The sequence below is a fragment of the Micromonospora sp. NPDC049240 genome (assembly GCF_040647835.1).
In the GTDB taxonomy this organism is placed as follows: Bacteria; Actinomycetota; Actinomycetes; order Mycobacteriales; family Micromonosporaceae; genus Micromonospora.
The window spans coordinates 354,243-377,107 of the sequence record NZ_JBEZCX010000002.1; the positions used below are offsets into that span (position 1 = coordinate 354,243).

Consider the following 22,865-nt stretch of genomic DNA (forward strand, 5'->3'; position numbering starts at 1 on the left):
CGGGCAAAATTTCCCCTGGGCGACGTTGCCCTGAGTAGCGGGAAGATGACAGTTTATCGGGTACGGTGTCGCGTCCGCACCGCTGCCACGCCGGTCAGCGCAGCCGGATCAACGTGTCGGAGGCGGGCAGCAACTCACCGACCACCGTGCCGCCCGGCACCTCGCCGGCCACCAGCAGCCCGCCCGACGTCTGCGCGTCGGCCAGCAGCAGCCGCTCGGCCTCGTCGACGTCGCCGAAGTCGGTCCACGGCGTCACCCACTCCAGGTTGCGCCGGGTGCCGCCGCTGACGTACCCGTCGCGCAGCGCCTCCCGCGCGCCCTCCAGGTACGGCACCGCGGCGGTGTCGATCACCACCGTGAGCCGGCTGGCGCGGGCCAGCTTCGAGGCGTGCCCGAGCAGCCCGAAGCCGGTCACGTCGGTGCCGCAGCGGATGCCGGCGGCCACCGCGCCGCGGGCGGCGTCCCGGTTGAGCCGGGTCATCGAGTCGACCGCCGCAGCGTTGCGCTCCCCGGTCTGCTTGTGCCGGGTGTTGAGCACGCCCACGCCGAGCGGCTTGGTCAGCGACAGCGGCAGCCCGGCCCGACCGGCGTCCAGGGTGATCAACTCGTCCGGGCGGACCAACCCGGTGACCGCCAGGCCGTACTTCGGGCCGTCGTCGTCCACACTGTGCCCGCCGGCCAGGTGGCAGCCCGCCTCGCGGGCCACGTCCTGCCCGCCGCGCAGCACCTCCCGGGCCAGTTCCAGCGGCAGCACCTCCCGCGGCCAGCACAGCAGGTTGAGCGCGACGAGCGGGGTGCCGCCCATGGCGTACACGTCGGAGAGCGCGTTGACGGCGGCGATGCGGCCCCAGTCGTACGCGTCGTCGACGACCGGGGTGAAGAAGTCGGCGGTGGTCACCAGGCCGGTGCGCTCGTCCAGCCGGACCACCGCGGCGTCGTCGCCGTTCTCCAGGCCGACCAGCAGTTCGGCGGCGCCGCCGCTCGGGCCCAACCCGGCGACCATCGCCTCCAGCTCACCGGGCGGGATCTTGCAGGCGCAGCCGCCGCCACGGGCGTACTCGGTGAGCCGGAACGTCATCGCTCCATGATCTCCGCGAGACGGCGGCGTCGCCACTCGGGCGCCCCGGCCAGGGACGGAATTGGGACCCGCCGGCACACCGGTGACCGGTGTTACCGCTCCGTGACCAACTGAGTTGCGTTCCGCCACGTCACCCCGCCTACAGTTGCCCAACCGGGGGTCGACCGACCCTCTGTTCCGGCACGGACGACAGGGACGGTGGACGATCGTGACGACGGGCGACCCGCTGATCGTGCTCGACGGGGTCAACAAGTGGTTCGGGCCGCTGCACGTGCTCGACGACGTGTCCCTCTCCGTCGGCAGGGGCGAGGTGGTCGTGGTCATCGGCCCGTCCGGCTCCGGCAAGTCGACGCTGTGCCGCGCCATCAACCGGCTGGAGCCGATCGACAACGGCACCATCACGTTCGACGGGCAGCCGCTGCCGGCCGAGGGCAAGCCGCTGGCCAAGCTGCGCAGCGAGGTCGGCATGGTGTTCCAGTCGTTCAACCTCTTCGCGCACAAGAGCATCCTGGAGAACGTCACGCTCGGGCCGGTCAAGGTCCGCAAGGAGAAGCCGGCCGCCGCCCGCGAGCGCGGCCTGGCCCTGCTCGACCGCGTCGGCATCGCCAACCAGGCGGACAAGTACCCGGCCCAGCTCTCCGGCGGCCAGCAGCAGCGGGCGGCGATCGCCCGCGCGCTGGCCATGCAGCCCAAGGCGATGCTCTTCGACGAGCCGACCAGCGCGCTCGACCCGGAGATGGTCGGCGAGGTGCTCGACGTGATGACCTCGCTGGCGCGCGACGGCATGACCATGGTGGTGGTCACGCACGAGATGGGCTTCGCCCGGCACGCGGCCAACCGGGTCATCTTCATGGCCGACGGCAAACTGGTCGAGGACGCCCCGCCGAACGAGTTCTTCGCGAACCCGCGCAGCGAGCGGGCCAAGGACTTCCTCTCCAAAATCCTCACGCACTGAGCGTCCGTAGTGGAGTCGTCCCCGGCGGCTCCGTCGAAGAAGGAGATGAGTATGCGTATGAAGCGCGTGGCGGCGGTAGCCGCGGCGGCGACCTTGGCGCTCGGCATGAGCGCCTGCGGCGGCGACGGGGACAGCGGCTCCGGCAGCGGCGGGGCCAAGGGCATCATCGGCAAGGCCCAGAGCCAGAAGAAGCTGGTCATCGGCGTGAAGGCCGACCAGCCGGGTCTCGGCATCCAGACCGGCAGCCAGTACGAGGGCTTCGACATCGAGATCGCCAAGATCGTGGCCAAGGGCCTCGGTGTGGACGCGAACAACATCGAGTGGAAGACCACCGTCTCGGCCAACCGCGAGCCCTTCATCCAGCAGGGCACCGTCGACCTGGTGGTGGCGACCTACACCATCAACGACGAGCGCAAGCAGAAGGTCAACTTCGCCGGCCCGTACTTCATCGCCGGCCAGGACCTGCTGGTCAAGGCCGACTCCACGATCACCGGCCCGGAGGGTCTGGACGGCAAGAAGGTCTGCTCGGCGCAGGGCTCCACCCCGGCCAAGCGGATCCAGACCGACTACCCGAAGGCCAGCCTCCAGCAGTTCGACGCGTACTCGAAGTGCATCACCGCGCTTGAGGGCGGCAAGGTCGACGCGGTGACCACCGACGACATCATCCTCGCCGGCTACGCCGCGCAGCCCCAGTACGCCGGCAAGTTCAAGGTGGTCGGCAAGACCTTCTCGACCGAGCCCTACGGCATCGGCCTGAAGAAGGACGACAAGGACGGCTGCGAGAAGGTCAACGAGATCCTCAAGACCGCCGCCTCGGACGGCACGTACAAGGCCGCCTGGGACGCCACCCTGGGCAAGAGCGGCAAGGCCGCGCCCGAGCTGGACACCACGAAGCTGACCAACTGCGGCAGCGTCTGACCTGTTCCAGGGCCGGCACCCCGCGGGGTGCCGGCCCTGGGCTGTCACGACGCCGACGACGTGCCCCGGGAGTCGACGCATGCACGTATTCGCTGATCCGACCAACCTCGACGCGTACCTGTCGGGCTTTCTCTGGATCCTCAAGCTGACCGGCGCGTCGGCGGTCCTCGCGCTGGTGCTCGGCGTGCTCCTCGCCGCCTTCCGGGTGTCCCCGGTGCCGGTGCTGCGGGGCTTCGGCACGGCCTGGGTCAACATCTTCCGCAACACACCGCTGACGCTGATCATCTTCTTCTGCTACTTCGGCCTCTACTCGACGCTGGGCGTGAGCCTCTCCGACGACCTGGACCTGAACAACTTCTGGCTCGGGGTGGTCGGCCTGTCGGTCTACACCGCCGCGTTCGTCTGCGAGGCGATCCGCTCCGGCGTCAACACCGTCCCGGCCGGCCAGGCGGAGGCCGCCCGCGCGATCGGCCTGACCTTCTTCCAGACCCTGCGGATCGTGATCCTGCCGCAGGCCGGGCGGGCCGTGGTGGCCCCGCTGGGCAGCGTGCTCATCGCGCTGTGCAAGAACGCCACGATCGTCGGCACGATCGGCGTGATCGAGGCGTCCAGCGTGATGAAGCAGCTCATCAACGACAACGGCGACGCCGTGATCCCGATCTTCCTGGTGTTCGCCGGCACCTTCGCCGCGATCCTCGTCCCCACCGGCTACTTCTTCGGCTGGCTGGCCAACCGACTGGCGGTGAAGCGCTGATGAGCACCAGTTCCGTCCTCTACGACCACCCCGGGCCCCGGGCCCGCATCCGTAACGTGGCGCTCAGCGTCGTCTTCGGTGTCGGACTGGTGGCGTTGCTCTGGTGGGTCTACGCCAAGTTCGACCAGGCCGGGCAGTGGGAGGGCAGCCTCTGGCAGCCCTTCACCGAGGCGCCCACCTGGACCCAGTTCATCTGGCCCGGCCTGCGGCAGACCCTGCTCGCCGCCGCCACCGGCATGGTGCTGTCGCTGGCCTTCGGCGTCCTGTTCGCGGTCGGCCGGCTCTCCGACCACTGGTGGGTCCGGATTCCGGCCGGCGCGATCGTGGAGTTCTTCCGCGCCGTCCCGCTGCTCCTCATGATCTTCTTCATCTTCTACGGTGTGCCGTTCCTGATCCAGGGACCGGTGTCGGCCTTCTGGTCCGTGGTCGTCGGCCTCACGCTCTACAACGGGTCGGTGCTCGCCGAGGCGTTCCGCGCCGGCATCCGCTCGATCCCGGCGGGCCAGGCCGAGGCGGCGTACGCCGTCGGCATGCGGAAGAGCCAGGTGATGCAGTTGATCCTGGTGCCGCAGGCGGCCCGGGCCATGCTGCCCGTGATCGTCAGTCAGCTCGTGGTGCTGCTCAAGGACACCGCGCTCGGCTACATCGTGGCCTTCCCCGAACTGCTCCAGCGGGGCGTCAACGACCTGTCCGCGAACCGCGGGAACGTGGTCGCCGCGGCGATCGTGGTGGCCGCCATCTACATCGCGATCAACTCGATGTTGACCACCTTCGCCAACTGGTTGGACCGGCGCACCAGGCGACGCGGATTCCGGGTCCCGAAACAGGCGACGGCGCCACGGGACGACGCCCCGGCGACCGAACCACAGGGTTGAGCGGCGGCGTCTACAGGCACCGAAAACAGCGTGGGGATGGCGGCCGGCACCGGCCACCATCCCCACGCGTCCGTCAGCGGGCGATCTCGGTGACCCGGGACTCGCGCACCACGGTCACCCGGATCTGCCCCGGATAGGTCAGCTCCTCCTCGATCTGCTTGGCCACGTCGCGGGCCAGCACGGCCGCGCCGATGTCGTCCACGTCGTCCGGCTTGACCATCACCCGGATCTCCCGGCCCGCCTGCATGGCGAACACCTTCTCCACACCGAGCTTGCCGGCCGCGATCTCCTCGATCCGCTCCAGCCGCTTGACGTACGCCTCCAGGCTCTCCCGCCGGGCCCCGGGCCGCCCGCCCGAGCAGGCGTCCGACGCCTGGGTCAGCACCGCCTCGATGGTCTGCGGCGGCACCTCGTTGTGGTGCGCCTCGATGGCGTGCACCACGTCCTCGGCCTCGCCGTACTTGCGGGCCAGGTCGGCGCCGATGATGGCGTGGCTGCCCTCCACCTCGTGGGTGAGCGCCTTGCCGATGTCGTGCAGGAACGCGCAGCGCTTGATGGTCGCCACGTCCAGGCGCAGCTCCGCGGCCATGGTGCCGGCGATGTGCGCGGTCTCCACCAGGTGCTTGAGCACGTTCTGCCCGTACGACGTCCGGTAGCGCAGCCGGCCCAGCAGGGTGACCAGCTCCGGGTGGATCTCGGTGATGCCCACCTCGACCAGGGCGTCCTCGGCGGCCCGGTGACACAGCTCCTCCACCTCGTGGCGGGCCAGGTCGTAGACCTCCTCGATCCGGTGCGGATGGATCCGACCGTCCAGCACCAGCTTCTCCAGCGTCAGCCGGCCGACCTCCCGGCGGACCGGGTCGAAACAGGAGAGCAGCACCGCCTCGGGCGTGTCGTCGATGATCAGGTTGACGCCGGTGACCGACTCGAAGGCGCGGATGTTGCGCCCCTCCCGGCCGATGATCCGGCCCTTCATCTCGTCGCCGGGCAGGTGCAGCACGCTGACCACGCTCTCCGCGGTCTGCTCGCTGGCCACCCGCTGGATGGCGTCCACCACGATGTGCCGGGCGCGCTGCTCGGCGGTGCCCCGCGCGTCCGACTCGATCTCCCGGACCAGCAGCGCGGCCTCCCGCTTCGCCTGTCCCTCGATCGACTCGACCAGCTCGGCCCGCGCGGCGTCGGCGGTCAGCCCGGCCACCCGCTCCAGTTCGCGGCGGCGCTTCTCCTCCACCTCGGTCAGCGCCCGCTCGCGCTCGGCCAGCGCGGCCTCCCGGGCGGCGAGCGCGGCGGTCGCGGCGGTGAGCTGCCGCTCCCGTTCGGCGAGCCGCTCCACCTCCTCGGTGTGCAGCCGCTCCCGCTCGTCCATCCGGGCGGCCCGGCGCTCCACCTCGGCGGCCTGCTCTCGGGTGGTGGCGGCGAGCACCGCGACCTCCCGCTCGCCGCTGCGCCGGGCGGTGGTACGCAGTTGCTCGGCGTCCGCCTCGGCCTGCTTGTGCGCCCGCTCCAGCACCGTGTCGGCCTCGGTGCGGGCGTCGTCGAGCACCCGTCGCGCCTCGGCGCGGGCGGCCTTCGCCTCGGCCTTCGCGGCGGCTGCCTCGGCCCGGGCCGCGGAGGCCGCCGACTTCGCCACGTCGATGGTGCTGTTGACCTCGTCGGCGGCGGTACGCAACGCGGCCAGGGACTGTTCCTGCCGGTCCTTCTCCGCGATGAAGGCCGGGTCCTCCGGTGCCGGAGCCAGGCTGAGCCGCTGGAGCGCCCGCACACCGAACAGCACGGCGCCGACCACCACCACGACCAGCAGCAGCACCACCACGAGGAGGACGACGTCGAAGGCGCTCATCGCAGACCGCCGGTGAACCTGTGCCGCCGCGCCATGGCCGCCTCCCCTGAACGTCGGCGCCGCAGGACACGCGCCGACGGGCACGCGCCTGCGACTCTGGACGCCCGACCGGAGCGGCTGGCTGTGGGCAGCTTTCCGTCGGCGGTGCCCCTTCGGGGGGAACCGCCGACGGCCGGTTGCAGTTGTCGGACGCTCCGGACCGGGTCCGGAGCTGCCGTCAAGGGCCGGTGAAGCTGGCCAAAGTGATGCTGTTCTGTTACGCGATCTATGTTGTGCGCTTAGCCTGCGCTGGTCGGGCAAAGTGAGCCTGTATGGCGAGGCTAGGTCGCGAGGACCCGTTCGGTCAAGGAGTCATGATCAAACCACCCGGACGGAGAGAAGTTGAGCCGTCACGGATTGCTGAGAATATGCCGGACAGGGCCGGACAAACCTCGCCGCCTGTCATCCTAGCGTGACGTTTCCCGGCTGCTCAGACCCATCCCCGGGGTATGATGCCGGGCGGCGGCGACCAGGGCGGTGTTGTCCGGCGCGCGGCTGCCGTCCGGGAGCAGCAGCGTGTCCTCCAGGCCGATGCGGGTGTGCAGGCCTCGACGGACCGCCTCGACGAACACCGGCCAGGTGGCCGGCCCCTCGCCGTGCAGCAGCACCGGCGGGCACCCGGTCGGCAGCGCGGCGAGCATCGCCACCGCGTCGGCGAGCGCCGCCTCCGCCGGTTCGGCCATGCACTCCACCAGGACCCGGCCGGTCGGAGTCGGCCAGCGACGCCACGCGTCGACCGCCGCCACCGTCCAGAGGCCGGCCTCGACCATGACGCCGCGCTCGTGCAGGGCCGCCGCGACCGCCGCCGCGCCCGGTTCGTGGGCGTTGACCGAGGCGAAGTCGGGCCGCACCGTCCAGGCGCGCACCGCGGCCACCCGCTCGGGCGGGTCGGGCACGATCCAGGCGCCGGTGCTGACCCCGACCGGCAGGCCGGGGCAGGCGGCCCGGACGGCGTCGACCGCAGCGGCGATCACGGCCGGGTCGAGGGACTCGACGCCGCTGTCGTCACGCGGGTGCACGTGCACCGCGGCCACCCCGGCGGCCACGCAGCGGGCGGCGTCGGCGGCCAACTCGGCCGGGGTGAGCGGGACGGCGGGGTGCTCGTCCCGTCGCCGCCCGCCGTTCAGACACGCCTTCAGCACCGGTGTGCCCCCTTCTGCCATGGCGCCCGCGACGCAGATCACCACGTCCTCGGCGCGCAGTCCGCCGCCGGTCTCGCGGGCGAACCACCGGCGCCGGACCGTCGCGCCCGGGCCCGGACGGTCAGTCGTGCCGGCGGGCGTCGAGGTCGTTCTCCGCGTCGGCCAGGGCGTCGGCGTCGATGTGCTCGGCGAACTCCGCCGCCTCGGCGCTCTGCGCGGCCAGCGCGTCCTTCACCGCGCGGATCGCCACGCCGGCCGGGTAGCCCTTACGCGCCAGCATGCCGACCAGACGCCGGAACACCGCGTCGGGCTCGCCCCGGGCGGTGCGCAGCTTCCGGTCCACCAGGGCGCGGGCGGTCTCCGCCTCGGCCTCCTCGTCGATCCCGTCCAGCGCCGCGCCGGCCAACTCGTCGTCGACGCCCTTCCGGCGCAGCTCGTTGGCGAGCGCCCGGCGGGCCAGCCCACGGCCGGTGTGCCGGCTGCTCACCCAGGCCTGGGCGAAGGCCGCGTCGTCGACGATGCCGACCTCGTCGTAACGGTCGAGGACCCGCTCGGCCACCTCTTCGGAGATGCCGCGCCGGGCGAGCGCGCCGGCCAGCTCGGCCCGGGTGCGCGGTCGGGTGGCGAGCTGCCGCAGGCAGATCTCACGGGCCAGCTCGGCCTCGTCGCGCGGCGGAGCCGGAGCCTCCCCCGGATCGGACTCCACCGCGCGACCACGGCGGCCACGGCGGGGCTGCGGCGCGCCGGTGGCGTCACCCGTACGGGGTGGGCTGGCATCCCAGCCCCGTCCCGTACGGGCGCGTCGTCCTGCCACTGGTCAGCGGATCAGAAGTCGACCGGCGGCAACTCCGGGCCGCCGGCGGCATCGCCCGCACCACCGGTGCCGACGCCGAGCTTCTCCAGGATCTTCTTCTCGATCTCGGCCGCGACGTCCGGGTTCTCGCGGAGGAACTCGCGGGCCTTCTCCTTGCCCTGGCCGAGCTGGTCGCCGTCGTAGGTGTACCAGGCGCCGGACTTGCGGATGATCGCCTGCTCCACACCGACGTCGATCAGGGAGCCCTCACGGGAGATGCCCTTGCCGTACATGATGTCGAACTCGGCCTGCTTGAACGGCGCGGCGACCTTGTTCTTCACGACCTTGACCCGGGTGCGGTTACCGACCACGTCGGTGCCGTCCTTGAGGCTCTCGATGCGGCGCACGTCGAGCCGGACCGAGGCGTAGAACTTCAGCGCCCGACCACCGGTGGTGGTCTCCGGGCTGCCGAACATCACGCCGATCTTCTCGCGGAGCTGGTTGATGAAGATCGCGGTGGTGCCGGTGTTGTTGAGGATGCCGGTGATCTTCCGGAGCGCCTGGCTCATCAGCCGGGCCTGGAGGCCGACGTGGCTGTCGCCCATCTCACCCTCGATCTCGGCGCGCGGCACCAGGGCCGCGACCGAGTCGATCACGATGATGTCGATCGCGCCGGAGCGGACCAGCATGTCGGTGATCTCCAGCGCCTGCTCGCCGGTGTCCGGCTGGGAGACCAGCAGGGCGTCGGTGTCGACGCCGAGCGCCTTCGCGTACTCCGGGTCGAGCGCGTGCTCGGCGTCGATGAACGCGGCGATGCCACCGGCCCGCTGGGCGTTGGCCACCGCGTGCAGGGCGACGGTGGTCTTACCGCTGGACTCCGGACCGTAGATCTCGACGACCCGGCCGCGCGGCAGACCGCCCACGCCGAGCGCCACGTCGAGCGCGATGGAGCTGGTGGGGATGACCGCCGTCTGCACGACGGGCCGCTCCCCCAGCCGCATCACCGAACCCTTGCCGAACTGCTTGTCGATCTGAGCGAGAGCAAGGTCTAGCGCCTTCTCCCGGTCAGGACCTGCCGCCATCGTTGCCACCCCTGCCTTCGCCGGCGTCTTTCCTGAGCTTCGCGTCACGCGGGACACGCTAGGCGCTGGGTCCGACAGAAAACCAGCCGACGGGCCGTGAGCTGTGGACGAGCACCCCGCTGTGGACAATAGCCGAACAGGTGTACGACTGGGCAAGCGACACGCGGAACCAGAGAAAAGGCTGCTCAGCGTAGCCGTGCGGGCACGCGGTCGGGATACGCGGCGACCACCGCCCGCCACACCACGTGCGTTTCCTCACCGGCCGCGAGCGCCTGCTCGACGGTCCGCCCGCCGAGCTGCGACAGCACCTGGTCGCTGGCGATGCTGGCCGCGTAGCCCGGCCCGAACGCCTCCTCCAGACGCGTCCAGAAGTCGGTCAGCCGCACGTGTTCAGTCCTCCTCGTCGAGTGGTTCCGCGCCGGGACGCCGCATCGCCAGCGCCACCAGCGGCACCACCGCGATCGCCGCCAGCAGGGTGAGCGTCGGGTACCCCACGGCCCGCATGACGAACCCGCTCACCGCCGCCGCGCCCGCCCCGGCCAGCCCCATCAGCAGGTCGGACAGGCCCTGCACACCGGGCCGGTCGGCGGCGGGCACCGACTCCGACAGCAGCGTCGAGCCCGCCACCATGGTGCCCGACCAGCCCAGCCCGAGCAGCGCCAGCCCCACCGAGAGCGGCGGGGTGTGGTGCCCGGCGGTGCCGGCCACCGCGCACGCGGCCAGCAGCAGCGCCACGCCGCCGAGGATCACCGGCCGCCGCCCCAGCCGGTCGGTCAGCCAGCCCACCACCGGCGAGAACGCGTACATGCCGGCGATGTGCAGGCTGAGCACGATGCCGACCACCCGCAGCACGTCCGCGTCGGAGTGCCACTCACCGAGATGCACCGGGGTCATCGACATCACCGCGACCATCACCAGGTGCCCCACCGCGACCGCGGCGATGCCGAGGCGGGCGGCCGGCCGCCCGCGTACCGTCCGCCACGCGGCGACCATGCCGCCGCGGCGGGTGACCGCCCGGTCGGGGCCGGCGGGAGCGGCCGGTTCGGCCGCCGCCAGCCGGCGCGCGGTGCGCAGCGGGTCCGGCCGGAGCAACGCGAAGAGTACGACGGCAGCCAGCACGAACGCGACGGCGCTGAAGACGAACGGCCCGGCCAGCGTCGGCACGCCCCAGCCCCGGGTGGCGTCGTCGGCGAACGAGGCGAGGTTCGGCGCGGTCACCGAGCCGATGGTGGTGGCCCAGACCACAAGCGACAACTGCCGGCCCCGGCGCGCCGGCTCGGCGAGGTCCACCGCCGAGTAGCGGGCCTGGAGGTTGGCCGCCGTGCCACCGCCGAACAGCAGCATGCCGACGAAGAGCAGCGGCACCACACGGGTCACCGCGGCGGCCACCACAAGCACGCCGCCGGTCGCGCCGATCAGATAGGCCAGGACCAGCCCGGGGCGCCGCCCGCGCGCCGCCATCAGCCGGGTCACCGGCACGGCGAGCAGCGCCGCGCCGACCACCCCGGCGCTCTGCGCCAGCCCGGCCAGGGCGGTGCCGGCGATCCGGGCGGCGAGCAGCGCGCCGACCGAGATGCCGATGGCCACGCCGAGGCCGCCGACGATCTGGGTGAGGAAGAGCAGCCGGAGGGTACGCCGCTGGATGGCGGCGACATCGGGCCGGGGCGGGGCCGGCGCGGTCAGGTCGGTGGCCATGGCGCTCCTGGTGGGGACGGGTGCCCCATCCTTCCGCACCGGACCGACCGGCCGGCACCCGGTTTCGCTACAGGCCGAGGCCGCGGCCGATGATCTCCTTCATGATCTCGGTGGTGCCGCCGTAGATGGTCTGCACCCGGCTGTCCAGCCACGCCTTCGCCACCGGGTACTCCGCCATGAAGCCGTACCCGCCGTGCAGTTGCACGCACCGGTCGGCGACCCGGGTCTGCAACTCGGTGGTCCACCACTTCGCCTTCGCCGCGTCGGTCACCGAGAGCCGGCCCGCGTCGTGCTCGGCGACGCAGTGGTTCACGAACGTCCGCGCGATGGTGACCTCGGTGTCCAGCTCGGCCAGGAGGAACCGGTTGTGCTGGAACGAGCCGATCGGGCGGCCGAACGCCTCCCGCGAGCGGGCGTACTCCAGCGTCAGCGCGAGCAGCTTCTCGCAGGCCGCCACCGCGGCGACCGCGATGCTCAGCCGCTCCCGGGGCAGGTTGGCCATCAGGTGGTAGAAGCCCTGGTTCTCGGCGCCGATCAGGTTCTCCGCCGGCACCCGGCAGTCGTCGAAGAACAGCTCGGCGGTGTCGTTGGCCTTCAGCCCGACCTTGGCCAGCCGGCGTCCCCGGCCGAAGCCCGGCGTGTCACGCTCCACCACCACCAGGCTCACCCCGTGCGCGCCCTGCTCCGGGGCGGTCTTCACCACCACCACCACGAGGTCGGCCAGCTCACCGTTGGTGATGAACGTCTTCTGGCCGTTGAGCACCAGCGAATCGCCGTCCCGGACCGCGGTGGTGCGGATGCCGGCCAGGTCGCTGCCCGCGCCCGGCTCGCTCATCGCGATCGCGGTGACCAGGTCACCCGAGCAGAAGCCCGGCAGCCAGCGCTTGCGCTGGTCGGCGGTGGTCAGCTCGGTCAGGTACGGCGCCACCACGTCGTTGTGCAGGCCGAAGCCCAGACCGGTGCAGCCGGCCGCGATGATCTCCTCGTCGAGCACCGCGTTGAACCGGAAGTCACGCTGCCCGCCACCGCCGTACGCCGGGTCCACGTCCGGCCCGAGCAGCCCGGCCGCGCCGGCGGCCCGCCACACCGCGCGGTCGACGATGCCCTCGGCCTCCCAGCGCTCGTGGTGCGGCACCGCCTCCCGGGCGAGGAACCGACGGCACAGGTCCCGGAACTCGTCGTGCACCGGCTGGTAGAGATGCTGCTCCATGGCGGCCAGTCTGGCACCGCTCACCCGCCCTGGACAGGGGCCGCATGAGCGAACGCACCGAGCGCAGCGAGGGCCGTGAGCACATGCCCAGCCCGCACAGCGCCGCTCGCAACCTGTGTGCCTCCGGGGTGGCGGGTCGGCGGGACGCGCGTCAGGATGACCCGGTGACCACGCTGACCGGAGCACAGATCGCCGACGCCGGGCTGGACGGGTGGACGTACCTGCTGGGCGCTTTGCACACCCGCATCCGTACCCCCGACTTCGCGGCCGGTCTGGCGTTGGTGGCCGCGGTCGGCGCGGAGGCCGAGCGGGTGGACCATCATCCCGACCTGGACCTGCGCTACACCTTTGTGGATGTGCGGCTGTGGTCGCACGACGCGGGCGGCGTCACCGGGCGGGACCTGCGCCTGGCCCGGACGATCTCGGCGCTCGCCGCCGACGCCGGCCTGTCGCCGTCCCCGGCCGGGCTGTCCCGCCTGGAGTTCGCGCTGGACAGCCCCGAGCACGCCGCCGTCGCGCCGTTCTGGCGGGCGGTCCTGGCGTGGGAGCCGTCGGGCGACGCCACCAACGAGGTACGCGACCCGGCCGGCGCGCTGCCCACGATCTGGTTCCAGGCGTCCGGCCGCGAGGAGCCCCGGCAGCGCTGGCATCCGGATGTGTGGGTCGACCCGGCCGCTGTCGCGGCGCGCATCGAGGCGGCGCTCGCGGCCGGCGGCACGCTGGTCAGTGACGCGGAGGCCCCGAACTTCTGGATGCTCGCCGACCCGGACGGCAACCGGGTCTGCCTGTGCACCTGGCAGGGACGCGCCTGACCTCGTCGGCGGCGTCCGTGACGTCCTTGATCACGCGGAACCGGACCGGCTTTGTGAACTGGACGCTCGCCGCCCTGGTGACCAGCAGGACGTCACCGCCGTTCAGCGTCATCGGTCTTCTCCCGGTTGTTCCGCCAGGCGCGCAGCATCTCCCCGGCTCGCGCGAGGCGCTCGCAGCCGCCGTCCGACTGGCGTTCGTCGACTTCCCGTTTATGGGAAGCCTCGGGCTGCTTCGCGTGGGCGCCGGCCCGGTCGGGATAAGCCGTCGCCGGCTGCACCACGTCGACCGGCTCGTTCTCGCGTTGGAACCACTTCCACCTGGGCATCTCCGCACCTCCGCATCGCCGCCTTCCGGCAGGATGCCGCGTGGTGACAGGACCCTCACACTGCGTTGATGTATGTTCGGGAGACGTCGGGGACGTCCACTGAGGAGATGCCGTGAATCACGGACTCATCGCGGCCATGACCGAGGCCGGGGAGACCGCGGAGAGCCTTGCCGCGCAGACCGGCGTGGACCCCAAGACGGCACAGCGGTGGGTCAGCCGTGGGCGCATCCCGCGCCCGGTGGCCCGTTCCCGGGTCGCGGCCATCCTCGGCAGGGACGTCAAGGACCTGTGGCCGGACGTACTCAAGAGACGTGAGCCGTCATGGTTCCGGCCGTGGGCCGACATCGAGCGGGAGGCCCTCGCCCTCCGTGGCTTCGAACTGGCTTGGGTGCCCGGGCTGTTGCAGACCGAGGCGTACGCCAGGGCGACACTGGCGATGGAGTCACTGACGCTGGAGGAGGTCGACGCGCTGACCGCCGCCAGGATCGAGCGCCAGTCGATCCTGCGCCGGTCCCGGCCTCCGCTCTTTGTCGCCGTCATGGACGAGGCGGTCCTTCGTCGTCCGGCCAACTCGGACCGTTCGGTGATGCGCGAGCAGTGCCTGCACATCCTCGCCTGCACCGAGCTGACCTCTGTGCGGGTGCACATTGTCCCTCTCGGCTCGCCGCTGTACCCAGGAATGGGGGGTCCGTTTGCGATGGCCGAGATGCCCGACGGCACTCGGGTCGCTCACGTCGACGCCCAGGTAAGGGCGCAGATCATTGAGGATCGGGAGGATGTCGGCATCCTGGAGCAACGCTGGGCACGCATAGTAGGAGAGGCTCTCCCTCGAACCCAATCGGCCAACCTGATCAGAGAAGCGGCAGCATCATGGACCTGAGCAGCGCGCATTGGCACAAGAGCACGAAGAGCGGCAACAACGGCGGCAACTGTGTGGAAGTGGCTGCCGATCTCCCCGGTGTCGTCGCGGTCCGGGACAGCAAGGACCGAAAGGGGCCGGCGCTGGTGTTCGCCTCGGAGACCTTCCAGACGTTCGTCGCCGCGATCAAGGAACAGCACCTGGCCTGAGCACAACGTGCCTTCCCGGATTCGACACGCCGATGGGGTGCGGTTCGTGCGGTCGGCGGGTCAGGGGACGGGAAGACATCACCTCGACGTCGTATGCCTCTGAGTCATAATAATGACGCAGAGGTATATCGCATTCAGGTTACAGGTCTCCCGGCACGACCGTGCTGCCGGGGACGCCGCTCGAATCGGGAACCGGAAGAACGCGGCCGACCTCAGCGCAGCACGCCGGCCGCCACCTTGAGGTCGGCGACCAGGCCCTCGTACGCGATGTCCTGGTTGTCGGCGCGCAGCACGGCGGACGGATGGATGGTGGCGAGCAGCCGGGTGTCCGGCGCGTCGGCGACCGCGCCGGACCGGTCCACCGGCACCCGCGCGAAGTCCTCCGGGTGCTGGGCGGCGGCCGGCCAGGGCAGCAGTTCGCCACGTTGTCTCGTCACCCGGAACGTCGGGCCGAGCAGCGCCTTGGCGGCGGTGGCGCCGAGCACCACCACGAGCTCCGGGCGCAGCCGGGCGAACTCGGCGACCAGCCAGGGCCGGCAGGCGGTGATGTGCACCCGGTCCGGGGTCTGGTGGATGCGCCGCTTGCCGCGCAGCTCGAAGCGGAAGTGCTTGACGGCGTTGGTCAGGTAGATCTGGCCGGGGTCCAGGCCGGCGTCGTCCACGGCCTTACGCAGCAGTCGGCCGGCCGGGCCGACGAACGGCAGGCCCTGCTGATCCTCCACGTCGCCCGGCTGCTCGCCGACGAAGACCACCCGGGCGCTCTCGTCGCCCCGGCCGAAGACGGTCTGCGACGCGTCCCGGTACAGCTCACAGCCGCGGCATCCGGCCGCCGCGGTCCGCAGCGCGTCGATGGTGTCCGCCGACGGCGGGATGAACTCCTGCGCGCCGGGCGCGTTCTCGGTCTCGGCCATGCGGACCGTTCTACCCCGTCCGCCGGCCGGCACGCGGCATCTGCCGGCGCGCGTGTTAGGAGGGGGCCCCTGCTATACCGGAGGCGTTAATAGGGGGCCCCTCCTTTCACGGGGCGCACCGCGTGCGCGAGTGCGTCGGCTAGCGGCGGCAGGTCGGTGTCGTCGAGCGTGCTCACCGTGATCCGGACGGCGGGCGCGGCGGCGATCCGGTAGAGGCTGCCGGGCGCCACCGACCAGCCGGCGTCGCGCAGGGCGGTGACCGCGACCGTCTCGTCCGGCACCGGCACCCAGACGTTGATCCCGGTGCGCCCGTGCGCGGCCAGCCCGCGCGCGGCGAGCGCGGCGACCAGTCCGTCCCGCCGCCGGTCGTAGCCGTCCGCCGCGCGCCGCACCAGCTCGGCGGTGGCCGGATCACGCCAGAGCGCCAGGACCAGGTGTTGCAGCACGGTGGAGACCCAACCGGCGCCGACCTGCGCCCGTCCGGCCACCCGGGCCACCGTGGCCTCGTCGCCGGCCAGCACGGCGAGCCGCAGGTCGGGCCCGTAGGGCTTGCTCACCGACCGGACGAGGGCCCACGCCGGGGTCACCCCGGCGAGCGGGTGCAGGGGTACGCGGGCCAGCTCGGCGGCGTGGTCGTCCTCGATCAGCAGCAGGTCGGCCCGGTCGGCGAGCAGCGTGCGCAGCGCCTCGGCCCGGTCGGCGGAGACGGCCGCGCCGGTCGGGTTCTGGGCCCGGCTGGTCACCACCAGCGCCCGGACGCCGGCGGCCAGCGCGACCCGCACCCCGGCCACGGTCGGGCCCTCGTCGTCCACCGGCACCCCGACGGTACGCAGGCCGAGCGCGGCGATCAGGTCGAGCAGGTTGGCCCACCCGGGGTCCTCCACCGCGACCGCGTCGCCGGGCCGTAGGTGGGCGGCGAGCAGCCGCTCGATGCCGTCCAGCGCGCCGCCGGTCACGGTCAGCTCGTCGGCCGGCACCCCGTCGGCGGTGAGCCGTTCCCGGGCGGCGGCGGCCAGTTCGGGCAGGACGGCAGCTTCCGCGTACCCGGTGGCGGGCCCGAATCCGGCGGCGAGCGCGGCCAGGTGCGGCCCGAGCGGCGGCAGCAGCCGGCGGTCGGGGTGGCCGCTGGCGAGGTCGCGGGTGTCGGGGCGCAGTGGCGGCAGCAGCGCCGCGCGGCGGGCGGCCACCGGCGGGCGGGGTCGGACCCGGGTGCCGAGCCGGCCGGCGGTGACGACCAGGCCACGCTGCCGCAGGTCTTGGTACGCCCGGGCGACGGTGGCCGGGCTGACGCCCAACTCGCCGGCGAGCGCCCGGACCGCGGGCAGCGGGTCGCCCGGGGCGAGCGCGCCGGCGCGGACGGCGGATTCCACGCTCGCCGAAATGGCCACCGACGTGGCACCGCTGATCTGATAACGTGCTGACACAGTTCGGAGATTGTACTAGAACAAAATCGGGAGATCGCATGTACCCCCGGACCGAACGCACCACCGCCACCCGCACCCGCGACCGGATGCACTACGACCGGGCCACCGCCCACGCGCTGCTCGACGAGGCGTACCACTGCGCGCTGGCGTTCACCTCCGACGGCGAGCCACGCGTCCTGCCGACCCTGCACGTGCGCGTCGACGACACGCTCTACCTGCACGGCTCCACCGGCAGCCGACCGTTGCTCGCCGCCCGGGGCGCGGACGGACTGCCGGTCAGCGTCGCGGTCACCCACCTCGACGGGCTGGTCTACGCCCGTTCCCAGTTCCACCACAGCGCCAACTACCGCTCGGTCGTCGCGCACGGCACCGCCCGGCTGGTCACCGACGAGCGGGAGAAGGCCGCCGTGCTGACCGCGCTGGTGGAGAAGGTGGCCGCCGGCCGGTCCACCGAGAGCCGGCCGCCGAACCGGCGCGAGCTGGCCGAGACCGCAGTGCTGGCGCTGCCCCTGCGCGAGGTGTCGGTGCGGATGCGCACCGGTGGCGTCAACGACGAGCCGGCCGACGCGGAGCTGCCGTACTGGGCCGGGGTGCTGCCGCTGCGGCTGACGCCGGGCCGGCCCGAACCGGACGCCGGCGTCACCGCGCCGGTGCCGACCTACCTGCGGCCGGCCCGCTCGCCCTGGCTGGAGCCGGTGGTGCTGCGCGGCGAGCACGTCGTGCTGGAACCGCTGGACCTCTCGCACGCCGAGGAGCTGCACGCCGCGCTCGACGACGAGGAGGCCTGGCGGCACGTCGGCAGTCCACGCCCCACCGACGTGGCCGGGACGGCCGAGCTGATCCGCGCCGCCCTGGACGCCGGGTTCCGTGGTGTCCGGACGCCGTGGGTGCAGCGCTGCGCGGCCACCGGCGCGATCGTCGGCACCACCTCCTATTACCAGCCCGACGCCGACCTGCGGACCGTGGAGATCGGCTACACCCAGCTCGGCCGGCCGTGGTGGCGCACCGGGATCAACACCGAGGCGAAACTGCTGCTGCTCACCCGCGCCTTCGAGGAGCTGGACGCGGTGCGGGTCACCTGGCAGACCAGCACGCTCAACGAGCGGTCCCAGCGGGCCATCGAGCGGCTCGGCGCGGTGCGGGAGGGCACGCTGCGGTCCAACCGGCGCCGGGCCGACGGCACCTGGCGGCAGTCCGCGCTCTACTCGATGATCGCCGAGGAGTGGCCGAACGCACAGCTCAGGCTGCAGAAACGACTTCAGCCGGCGGCACCGGCCGGTTCATGATGTCCGGCATGCTGGGGATCACCGACATCGGAACGTACGTGCTGGGCACCGTGGCGATCGTGCTGCTGCCCGGGCCGAACTCGCTCTTCGTGCTTGCCACCGCCGCCCGGCGCGGGGTGGCCACCGGTTACCGGGCCGCCGCCGGGGTGTTCGTCGGCGACGCCGCGCTGATGGCCCTCTCCGCCGCCGGGGTGGCCTCGCTGCTCCGGGCGTACCCGCCACTCTTCCTCGTGATCAAGTACGCCGGCGCGGCGTACCTCGGATGGTTGGGGTTGGCCATGCTGCGCGGCGCGTGGCGGCGCTGGCGTGACCGCAACGACCCGGCCACGCCGCGCCTGATCGACGAGGTGGAGCCGGCCCGCGACCCGTTCCGGCGGGCGCTGACGATCAGCCTGCTCAACCCGAAGGCGATCCTCTTCTTCGTCTCGTTCTTCATCCAGTTCGTCGACCCCGGGTACGCCTGGCCGGCACTGTCGTTCCTGCTGCTCGGGCTGATCGCGCAGGTCACCAGCGCGCTCTACCTGACCGCGTTGATCTTCACCGGCACGTTCCTGGCCGCCCAGTTCCAGCACCGTCAGCGGCTCGCCGCAACCGGCACCACCGCGATCGCGATGCTGTTCCTCGGCTTCAGCCTCAAGCTCGCCGCCGGCTGACGTGTAAGGAGGGGCCCCTTCTTAACGTATTCGGTAGAGGAGGGGCCCCTCCTTAACGTATTCGGTGGAGGAGGGGCCCCTGTTGACGCCCCGCGCGGCGCTCAGGTGCCGTCGCCGCCGCCACCGCCGCCGCCGACGCCCCCGCTGCCGGCCGTGCCACCGAGGCCGTAGCCGGGTGCGACCGGCTGGTCGGGATGGCGGCTGACGTGCGCCGACTCCCGGATCGTGGCCGACCAGTCCGCGTGCGCGGCGGCTGCGGCGTGCCGGTCGATGGCGTGCCGCAGCCAGCCGTCCACGGTGGCCACCCAGTCCCGCCGGTCCGCTCCGGCGTGCCAGACCCGGAACCGGCTGATGCTCTGGTGGGTCACCCCGGCCAGGGACAGCCGCCGGTCCAGCCAGAACAACACCTCCATGCCGGCCGAGTCGGTCAGCATGGTCACTTCCAGCTCGGTCATCGGGCCGGCGTAGAGCGGGGCGGCCCAGAAGCCGAGCCGCTGCTGGAACGGCAGCGTCTGCGCCACCCCGGGCAGCCGGCCCTGCTGGAGTCCCGCCTGCCGCATCACGAAGCCGAGCGTGTCCAACGCGGCGAGCAGGTGCTGCTGGGTGGGCAGCGGGTGGACCAGGACCGGCACCATCTCGCCCTGGTCGAGGTCCGGGTCGACGGACACCTCGGTCCGCAGCCCGGTGCGCAACGTCATCAACGGCACCCCGCCGAACACCGTCACCGGCGTCGCCCAGGGCAGCGGCACGGCGAAGTCCACCGCCCGCCGACGCCCGCCCGGCACCACGAACCGGCCCGCGATCGGCCACTGGTGGTACTGCACCAGCCGGCGCGGCGCCCCCGGGTCCTCCGGCTCGACCTGGGTGACCAGCCCGAGGCGGATGTGTCGGACCAGGACGTCCTCGCCGTCGGCGGCCAACGTCACCCGACCCGGCAGGCGCAGGCCCGGCCGGGTGCTCGGATTGGGCAACGTGGTGGTGACCGAGAGCCCGGTCCAGGCCGACCCCCGCGACACCCCGGTGAGCCGCATACCGGGGCATTCCCCCTCCCCACCCACCCACACCCGCCCGGGGTGGGCGGGGTGGGTCAGCGGAGGCGGCGGCCCCTCGGGACCGGGTCGGTCTCGTCGTCGAACTCGCCGATGACCTCCTCCAGGAGGTCCTCCAGCGCGACGAAGCCGATCGGCCGGGTCGGGCCACCACCGTTACGGACCAACGCGAGCTGCGCCTGCCGGCCCCGCATCGCCGCCACCGCCTCGGACACCGACGACTCGGCCGGCAGCGTGAACGCGTTCGTCATCAGCTCCCCGGCGGTCGCCGTCCGGCCGGTGGTCACCGCGCGCACCGCCTCCCGGACGTGCACCAGGCCGCAGACCTCGCCACCGCTGTCGACCACGGCGAGGCGGGACCGGCCGCTGTCCCGGGAGACGTGCTCGATCCGTTCGGCGGTGTCGTCCCGGCGGACCGTGACGATCTTGTCGAACGGCTCCATCACCTGGGCCACCGTGGTGCCCTGCAACTCCAGCATGCTGGTCAGCAACTGGTGCTGCTCGGCGCCGAGCAGCCCGTGCTCCCGGGACTGCTCCAGCAGGATGCGCAGCTCGTCCGGGCCGTGCACCTGGGCGAGCTGGTCCTGCTGCTGCACGCCGACCAGCCGCAGCATCGCGTTGGCCAGCCCGTTCAGCAACGACAGCACCGGGCGGGCGATCCGGGCGAACGCCCGGAACGGCAGCGCCAGCAGCATCGCCGAGCGCTCCGCGTCGGTGATCGCCCACGACTTCGGCGCCATCTCGCCGACCACCAGGTGCAGGAACGTCACCAGGCCCAGCGCGAACACCAGCGCCACCACGTGGCTCGCCGCGTCGGGCAGGCCGACCGCGTGCAGCAACGGGCTGAGCAGGTGCTCGATGGCCGGCTCGGCCAACGCGCCGAGGCCCAGCGTGCACAGCGTGATGCCGAGCTGCGCGCCGGCCAGCATCAGGCTCAGCTCGCGGACGCCGTCCAGCGCCGCGCGGGCCGCCCGGCCACCACCGGCCGCCGACTGCTCCAGCCGGTACCGCTTCGAGGCGACCAGCGCGAACTCGGCCGCCACGAAGAATCCGTTGAGCGCCAGCAGCACCACCGAGAAGATCAACGCGAATCCGGGGCTCATGCCGCACCCTCCCCGGCCACGCCGGCAGTCGTCCGGAGCCGGACCGAGTCGGCGACGTGCCGGTCCACGGCCAGCACCTCCACCAGCACCCGGGGCCCGGACGGCGGCGGTTCGTCACCGTCACCGGCGAGCGCGATCTCCAGCCGGTCGCCGACCTCGGGCACCCGACCCAGCTCCCGCATCACCAGGCCGGAGAGCGTGTCGTACTCCGGCGCCTCGGGCAGTTCGATGCCGGTGCTGTCGGCGACCTCGTCGATCCGCCAGCGGGCCGGCACCACCCAGGAGCCGTCCTCCTGCCGGGCCGGCGCCCGCTCCGGCGGGTCGTCCTCGTCGCGGATCGGCCCGACCAGCTCCTCGGCGAGATCCTCCAGCGTGATCACGCCGGCGAACCCGCCGTACTCGTCGACCACGCAGGCCAACTGCCGGTGCCCGGACCGGAGCCGGTCCAGCACCGTCGGCAGCGGCAGCGTCTCCGGCACCAGCAACGGGGGTACGGCCACCGCGTCGATCCGGGTACGCGCCCGCTCGGCCGGCGGCACGCCCAGCACGTCGGCGATGCCGACCACGCCGATCAGGTCGTCGACGCCCTCGGCGCCGCGCACCGGGAACCGGGAGTGGCCGGTGTCGAGCATCTCGACGATCCGGCTGACCGGCTCGTCGGCCCGGACGGTGTGCACGTCGACCCGGGGCACCATGGCCTCACCGGCGGTCAGCCCCCGGAAGTCGAGCCCCCGGTCCAGCAGGTCGGACATCTCCGCGTCGAGATGCCCCTCCTCGCGGGACTCGGCGATGATCTGTTCCAGGTCGGCCGGGGTGGCGCCGCTGGGCAGCTCCTCGATCGGCTCGATGCCGACCCGGCGGAGCAGCCGCACGGCGGCCCGGTCGAAGAGCGTGATCAGCGGACCGGCGATCCGCAGGTAGATCAGGGTGGACCGGGACAGCGCCCGGGCCAGTGGCACGGCCCGGGCGATGGCCAGGTTCTTCGGGGCCAGCTCGCCCAGGACCATCTGCACCACGGTGGCGATGACCAGGGCCAGCGCCACCGACAGCGGCAGCGCCACCGCGCCGGACACGCCGGCCACGCCGAGCAGGTCGGCCAGCCCGGCGCCCAGGTACGGCTCGGCGACGTAACCGACAAGCAGGGCGGTCACGGTGATGCCGAGCTGGGCGCCGGAGAGCATGAAGGAGAGCCGCCCGGTCACCTCCAGGGCGCGGGCGGCGGCACGGTCGCCACCGTCGGCGAGTTGCTTGAGCTTGCCGCGGTCCACGGCGACGTAACCGAACTCCTGCGCCACGAAGTAACCGGTGGCGGCGGTGAGCACGGTGATGAGAAGGAGACCGACGAGGATCAACACGGGAGGTTCAGGGCTCCCGGGGTCGTCGGGGAGGGAAGATGCCGGGTACGACCCGGCCGGCTACTGCTGCCCTCCGGGGCAGGAGAGTCGATCATGCGGCCCATTTTATCGGTGCCCGCTGGATGCTCGCTGAAGGTGCCGAAAAGCCTCCCCCGCGTCCGGTTCTCAGCGTCCGGCCAGCTCGTCGACGTCGAGCAGCGACCGGTCGACCCGCCCGGACCGGTAGGCGGCCCGTCCGATCATCTGCGCGGCGACCGGCGCGGTGGAGAGCTGGAAGATCGCCACCAGCGCCAGCATGCCCAGGTCCGAGCCGGTACGCAGCCGCAACGCCAGCCCGCCCAACAACAGCAGCACGCCGAGCACCTGCGGTTTCGTGGCGGCGTGCATCCGGTCCAGCGTGTCCGGGAAGCGCACCAGCCCGATGCCGGCGACCAGGCTCAGCAGCGCGCCGACCAGCAGCAGGAGCCCGCCCACCCAGTCCGCCACGACCGCCACGA

At 72.5% G+C, this 22,865-nt stretch carries 24 protein-coding genes; 9 read left to right on the forward strand and 15 right to left on the reverse strand.

The window, feature by feature from the left end; genetic code table 11:
* Window positions 1-94: 94 nt before the first annotated feature.
* The gene (gene selD / locus AB0B02_RS04900; protein ID WP_357296834.1) at window positions 95-1,078 is read right to left on the reverse strand and encodes a selenide, water dikinase SelD; all 984 of its coding nucleotides are present in this window, start codon (window positions 1,076-1,078) and stop codon (window positions 95-97) included.
* Window positions 1,079-1,286: 208 nt separating this feature from the next.
* On the opposite strand from selD, the gene AB0B02_RS04905 reads away from it, so the two are divergent.
* The 4 genes from AB0B02_RS04905 (at window position 1,287) to AB0B02_RS04920 (ending at window position 4,580) form a co-directional block, all read left to right on the forward strand.
* Window positions 1,287-2,033, forward strand: a complete 747-nt coding sequence (locus tag AB0B02_RS04905) for an amino acid ABC transporter ATP-binding protein (protein WP_281935423.1) — start codon at window positions 1,287-1,289, stop codon at window positions 2,031-2,033.
* A gap of 51 nt (window positions 2,034-2,084) precedes the next feature.
* A complete protein-coding gene (locus tag AB0B02_RS04910) occupies window positions 2,085-2,951 on the forward strand; it encodes a glutamate ABC transporter substrate-binding protein (RefSeq protein ID WP_357296836.1) in 867 nt (288 codons plus the stop codon).
* A 79-nt stretch (window positions 2,952-3,030) separates the two neighbouring features.
* The gene (locus AB0B02_RS04915; RefSeq protein ID WP_357296837.1) at window positions 3,031-3,705 is read left to right on the forward strand and encodes an amino acid ABC transporter permease; all 675 of its coding nucleotides are present in this window, start codon (window positions 3,031-3,033) and stop codon (window positions 3,703-3,705) included.
* Complete coding sequence (locus AB0B02_RS04920; RefSeq protein WP_357296839.1) at window positions 3,705-4,580, forward strand: amino acid ABC transporter permease; 876 nt, start codon at window positions 3,705-3,707, stop codon at window positions 4,578-4,580. Before AB0B02_RS04915 ends, AB0B02_RS04920 begins: the two co-directional genes overlap by 1 nt.
* 73 nt (window positions 4,581-4,653) lie before the next feature.
* Here the strand turns inward: AB0B02_RS04920 and rny are convergent, their stop codons facing one another.
* The 7 genes from rny to AB0B02_RS04955 form a co-directional block, all read right to left on the reverse strand.
* On the reverse strand, window positions 4,654-6,420 hold the full coding sequence (rny, locus tag AB0B02_RS04925) for a ribonuclease Y (RefSeq protein ID WP_357296841.1): 1,767 nt from the start codon (window positions 6,418-6,420) through the stop codon (window positions 4,654-4,656).
* Between the two features lie 446 nt (window positions 6,421-6,866).
* On the reverse strand, window positions 6,867-7,601 hold the full coding sequence (locus AB0B02_RS04930) for a 3-keto-5-aminohexanoate cleavage protein (protein ID WP_357296842.1): 735 nt from the start codon (window positions 7,599-7,601) through the stop codon (window positions 6,867-6,869).
* 121 nt (window positions 7,602-7,722) lie between these two features.
* A complete protein-coding gene (locus tag AB0B02_RS04935; RefSeq protein ID WP_357296845.1) occupies window positions 7,723-8,415 on the reverse strand; it encodes a regulatory protein RecX in 693 nt (230 codons plus the stop codon).
* An 11-nt stretch (window positions 8,416-8,426) separates the two neighbouring features.
* Window positions 8,427-9,476, reverse strand: coding sequence for a recombinase RecA (gene recA, locus AB0B02_RS04940; protein ID WP_107159085.1), 1,050 nt, complete (start codon window positions 9,474-9,476; stop codon window positions 8,427-8,429).
* 185 nt (window positions 9,477-9,661) lie between these two features.
* Window positions 9,662-9,862 (reverse strand): DUF3046 domain-containing protein, encoded by a 201-nt coding sequence (locus AB0B02_RS04945; protein WP_018785963.1) that lies wholly within the window; start codon window positions 9,860-9,862, stop codon window positions 9,662-9,664.
* A gap of 4 nt (window positions 9,863-9,866) precedes the next feature.
* A complete protein-coding gene (locus tag AB0B02_RS04950) occupies window positions 9,867-11,171 on the reverse strand; it encodes an MFS transporter (protein ID WP_281935436.1) in 1,305 nt (434 codons plus the stop codon).
* Window positions 11,172-11,238: 67 nt separating this feature from the next.
* Window positions 11,239-12,381, reverse strand: a complete 1,143-nt coding sequence (locus AB0B02_RS04955) for an acyl-CoA dehydrogenase family protein (protein WP_357296850.1) — start codon at window positions 12,379-12,381, stop codon at window positions 11,239-11,241.
* Between the two features lie 164 nt (window positions 12,382-12,545).
* On the opposite strand from AB0B02_RS04955, the gene AB0B02_RS04960 reads away from it, so the two are divergent.
* Window positions 12,546-13,193: a 4a-hydroxytetrahydrobiopterin dehydratase gene (locus AB0B02_RS04960; RefSeq protein ID WP_281935440.1), complete on the forward strand. Its 648-nt coding sequence runs from the start codon at window positions 12,546-12,548 to the stop codon at window positions 13,191-13,193.
* A 92-nt stretch (window positions 13,194-13,285) separates the two neighbouring features.
* Here the strand turns inward: AB0B02_RS04960 and AB0B02_RS04965 are convergent, their stop codons facing one another.
* A complete protein-coding gene (locus AB0B02_RS04965; RefSeq protein ID WP_357296851.1) occupies window positions 13,286-13,519 on the reverse strand; it encodes a hypothetical protein in 234 nt (77 codons plus the stop codon).
* A gap of 112 nt (window positions 13,520-13,631) precedes the next feature.
* Between AB0B02_RS04965 and AB0B02_RS04970 the strand changes: the two genes are divergently transcribed.
* Both AB0B02_RS04970 and AB0B02_RS04975 read left to right on the forward strand, forming a co-directional pair.
* The gene (locus AB0B02_RS04970) at window positions 13,632-14,399 is read left to right on the forward strand and encodes a DUF5753 domain-containing protein (RefSeq protein WP_281935444.1); all 768 of its coding nucleotides are present in this window, start codon (window positions 13,632-13,634) and stop codon (window positions 14,397-14,399) included.
* Window positions 14,390-14,587 carry a DUF397 domain-containing protein gene (locus AB0B02_RS04975; protein WP_281935445.1) on the forward strand — a complete coding sequence of 66 codons (198 nt, stop codon included), beginning with the start codon at window positions 14,390-14,392 and terminating at the stop codon, window positions 14,585-14,587. Before AB0B02_RS04970 ends, AB0B02_RS04975 begins: the two co-directional genes overlap by 10 nt.
* Window positions 14,588-14,799: 212 nt before the next feature.
* Here AB0B02_RS04975 and AB0B02_RS04980 read toward each other — a convergent pair whose 3' ends face one another.
* Together AB0B02_RS04980 and AB0B02_RS04985 are read right to left on the reverse strand one after the other, a co-directional pair.
* Window positions 14,800-15,498, reverse strand: coding sequence for a UdgX family uracil-DNA binding protein (locus tag AB0B02_RS04980; protein WP_357296854.1), 699 nt, complete (start codon window positions 15,496-15,498; stop codon window positions 14,800-14,802).
* Between the two features lie 86 nt (window positions 15,499-15,584).
* Window positions 15,585-16,922, reverse strand: coding sequence for an aminotransferase class I/II-fold pyridoxal phosphate-dependent enzyme (locus AB0B02_RS04985; protein WP_357296856.1), 1,338 nt, complete (start codon window positions 16,920-16,922; stop codon window positions 15,585-15,587).
* Window positions 16,923-16,960: 38 nt separating this feature from the next.
* Here AB0B02_RS04985 and AB0B02_RS04990 point away from each other — a divergent pair, with 38 nt between their 5' ends.
* Complete coding sequence (locus tag AB0B02_RS04990; protein WP_357296859.1) at window positions 16,961-18,208, forward strand: bifunctional pyridoxamine 5'-phosphate oxidase family protein/GNAT family N-acetyltransferase; 1,248 nt, start codon at window positions 16,961-16,963, stop codon at window positions 18,206-18,208.
* Window positions 18,205-18,861 carry a leucine efflux protein LeuE gene (gene leuE, locus AB0B02_RS04995; RefSeq protein WP_281935453.1) on the forward strand — a complete coding sequence of 219 codons (657 nt, stop codon included), beginning with the start codon at window positions 18,205-18,207 and terminating at the stop codon, window positions 18,859-18,861. The genes AB0B02_RS04990 and leuE overlap by 4 nt, the downstream gene beginning before the upstream one ends.
* A 101-nt stretch (window positions 18,862-18,962) precedes the next feature.
* Here the strand turns inward: leuE and AB0B02_RS05000 are convergent, their stop codons facing one another.
* The 4 genes from AB0B02_RS05000 to mnhG all read right to left on the reverse strand — a co-directional run bounded on the left by AB0B02_RS05000 (window position 18,963) and on the right by mnhG (window position 22,863).
* Window positions 18,963-19,892 carry a sporulation protein gene (locus AB0B02_RS05000; RefSeq protein ID WP_357296861.1) on the reverse strand — a complete coding sequence of 310 codons (930 nt, stop codon included), beginning with the start codon at window positions 19,890-19,892 and terminating at the stop codon, window positions 18,963-18,965.
* 56 nt (window positions 19,893-19,948) lie between these two features.
* Window positions 19,949-21,013, reverse strand: coding sequence for a hemolysin family protein (locus tag AB0B02_RS05005; protein ID WP_281935457.1), 1,065 nt, complete (start codon window positions 21,011-21,013; stop codon window positions 19,949-19,951).
* Window positions 21,010-22,368: a hemolysin family protein gene (locus AB0B02_RS05010; protein ID WP_357296864.1), complete on the reverse strand. Its 1,359-nt coding sequence runs from the start codon at window positions 22,366-22,368 to the stop codon at window positions 21,010-21,012. Before AB0B02_RS05010 ends, AB0B02_RS05005 begins: the two co-directional genes overlap by 4 nt.
* Before the next feature lie 165 nt (window positions 22,369-22,533).
* On the reverse strand, window positions 22,534-22,863 hold the full coding sequence (mnhG, locus tag AB0B02_RS05015) for a monovalent cation/H(+) antiporter subunit G (protein WP_357296867.1): 330 nt from the start codon (window positions 22,861-22,863) through the stop codon (window positions 22,534-22,536).
* Window positions 22,864-22,865 lie beyond the last annotated feature (2 nt).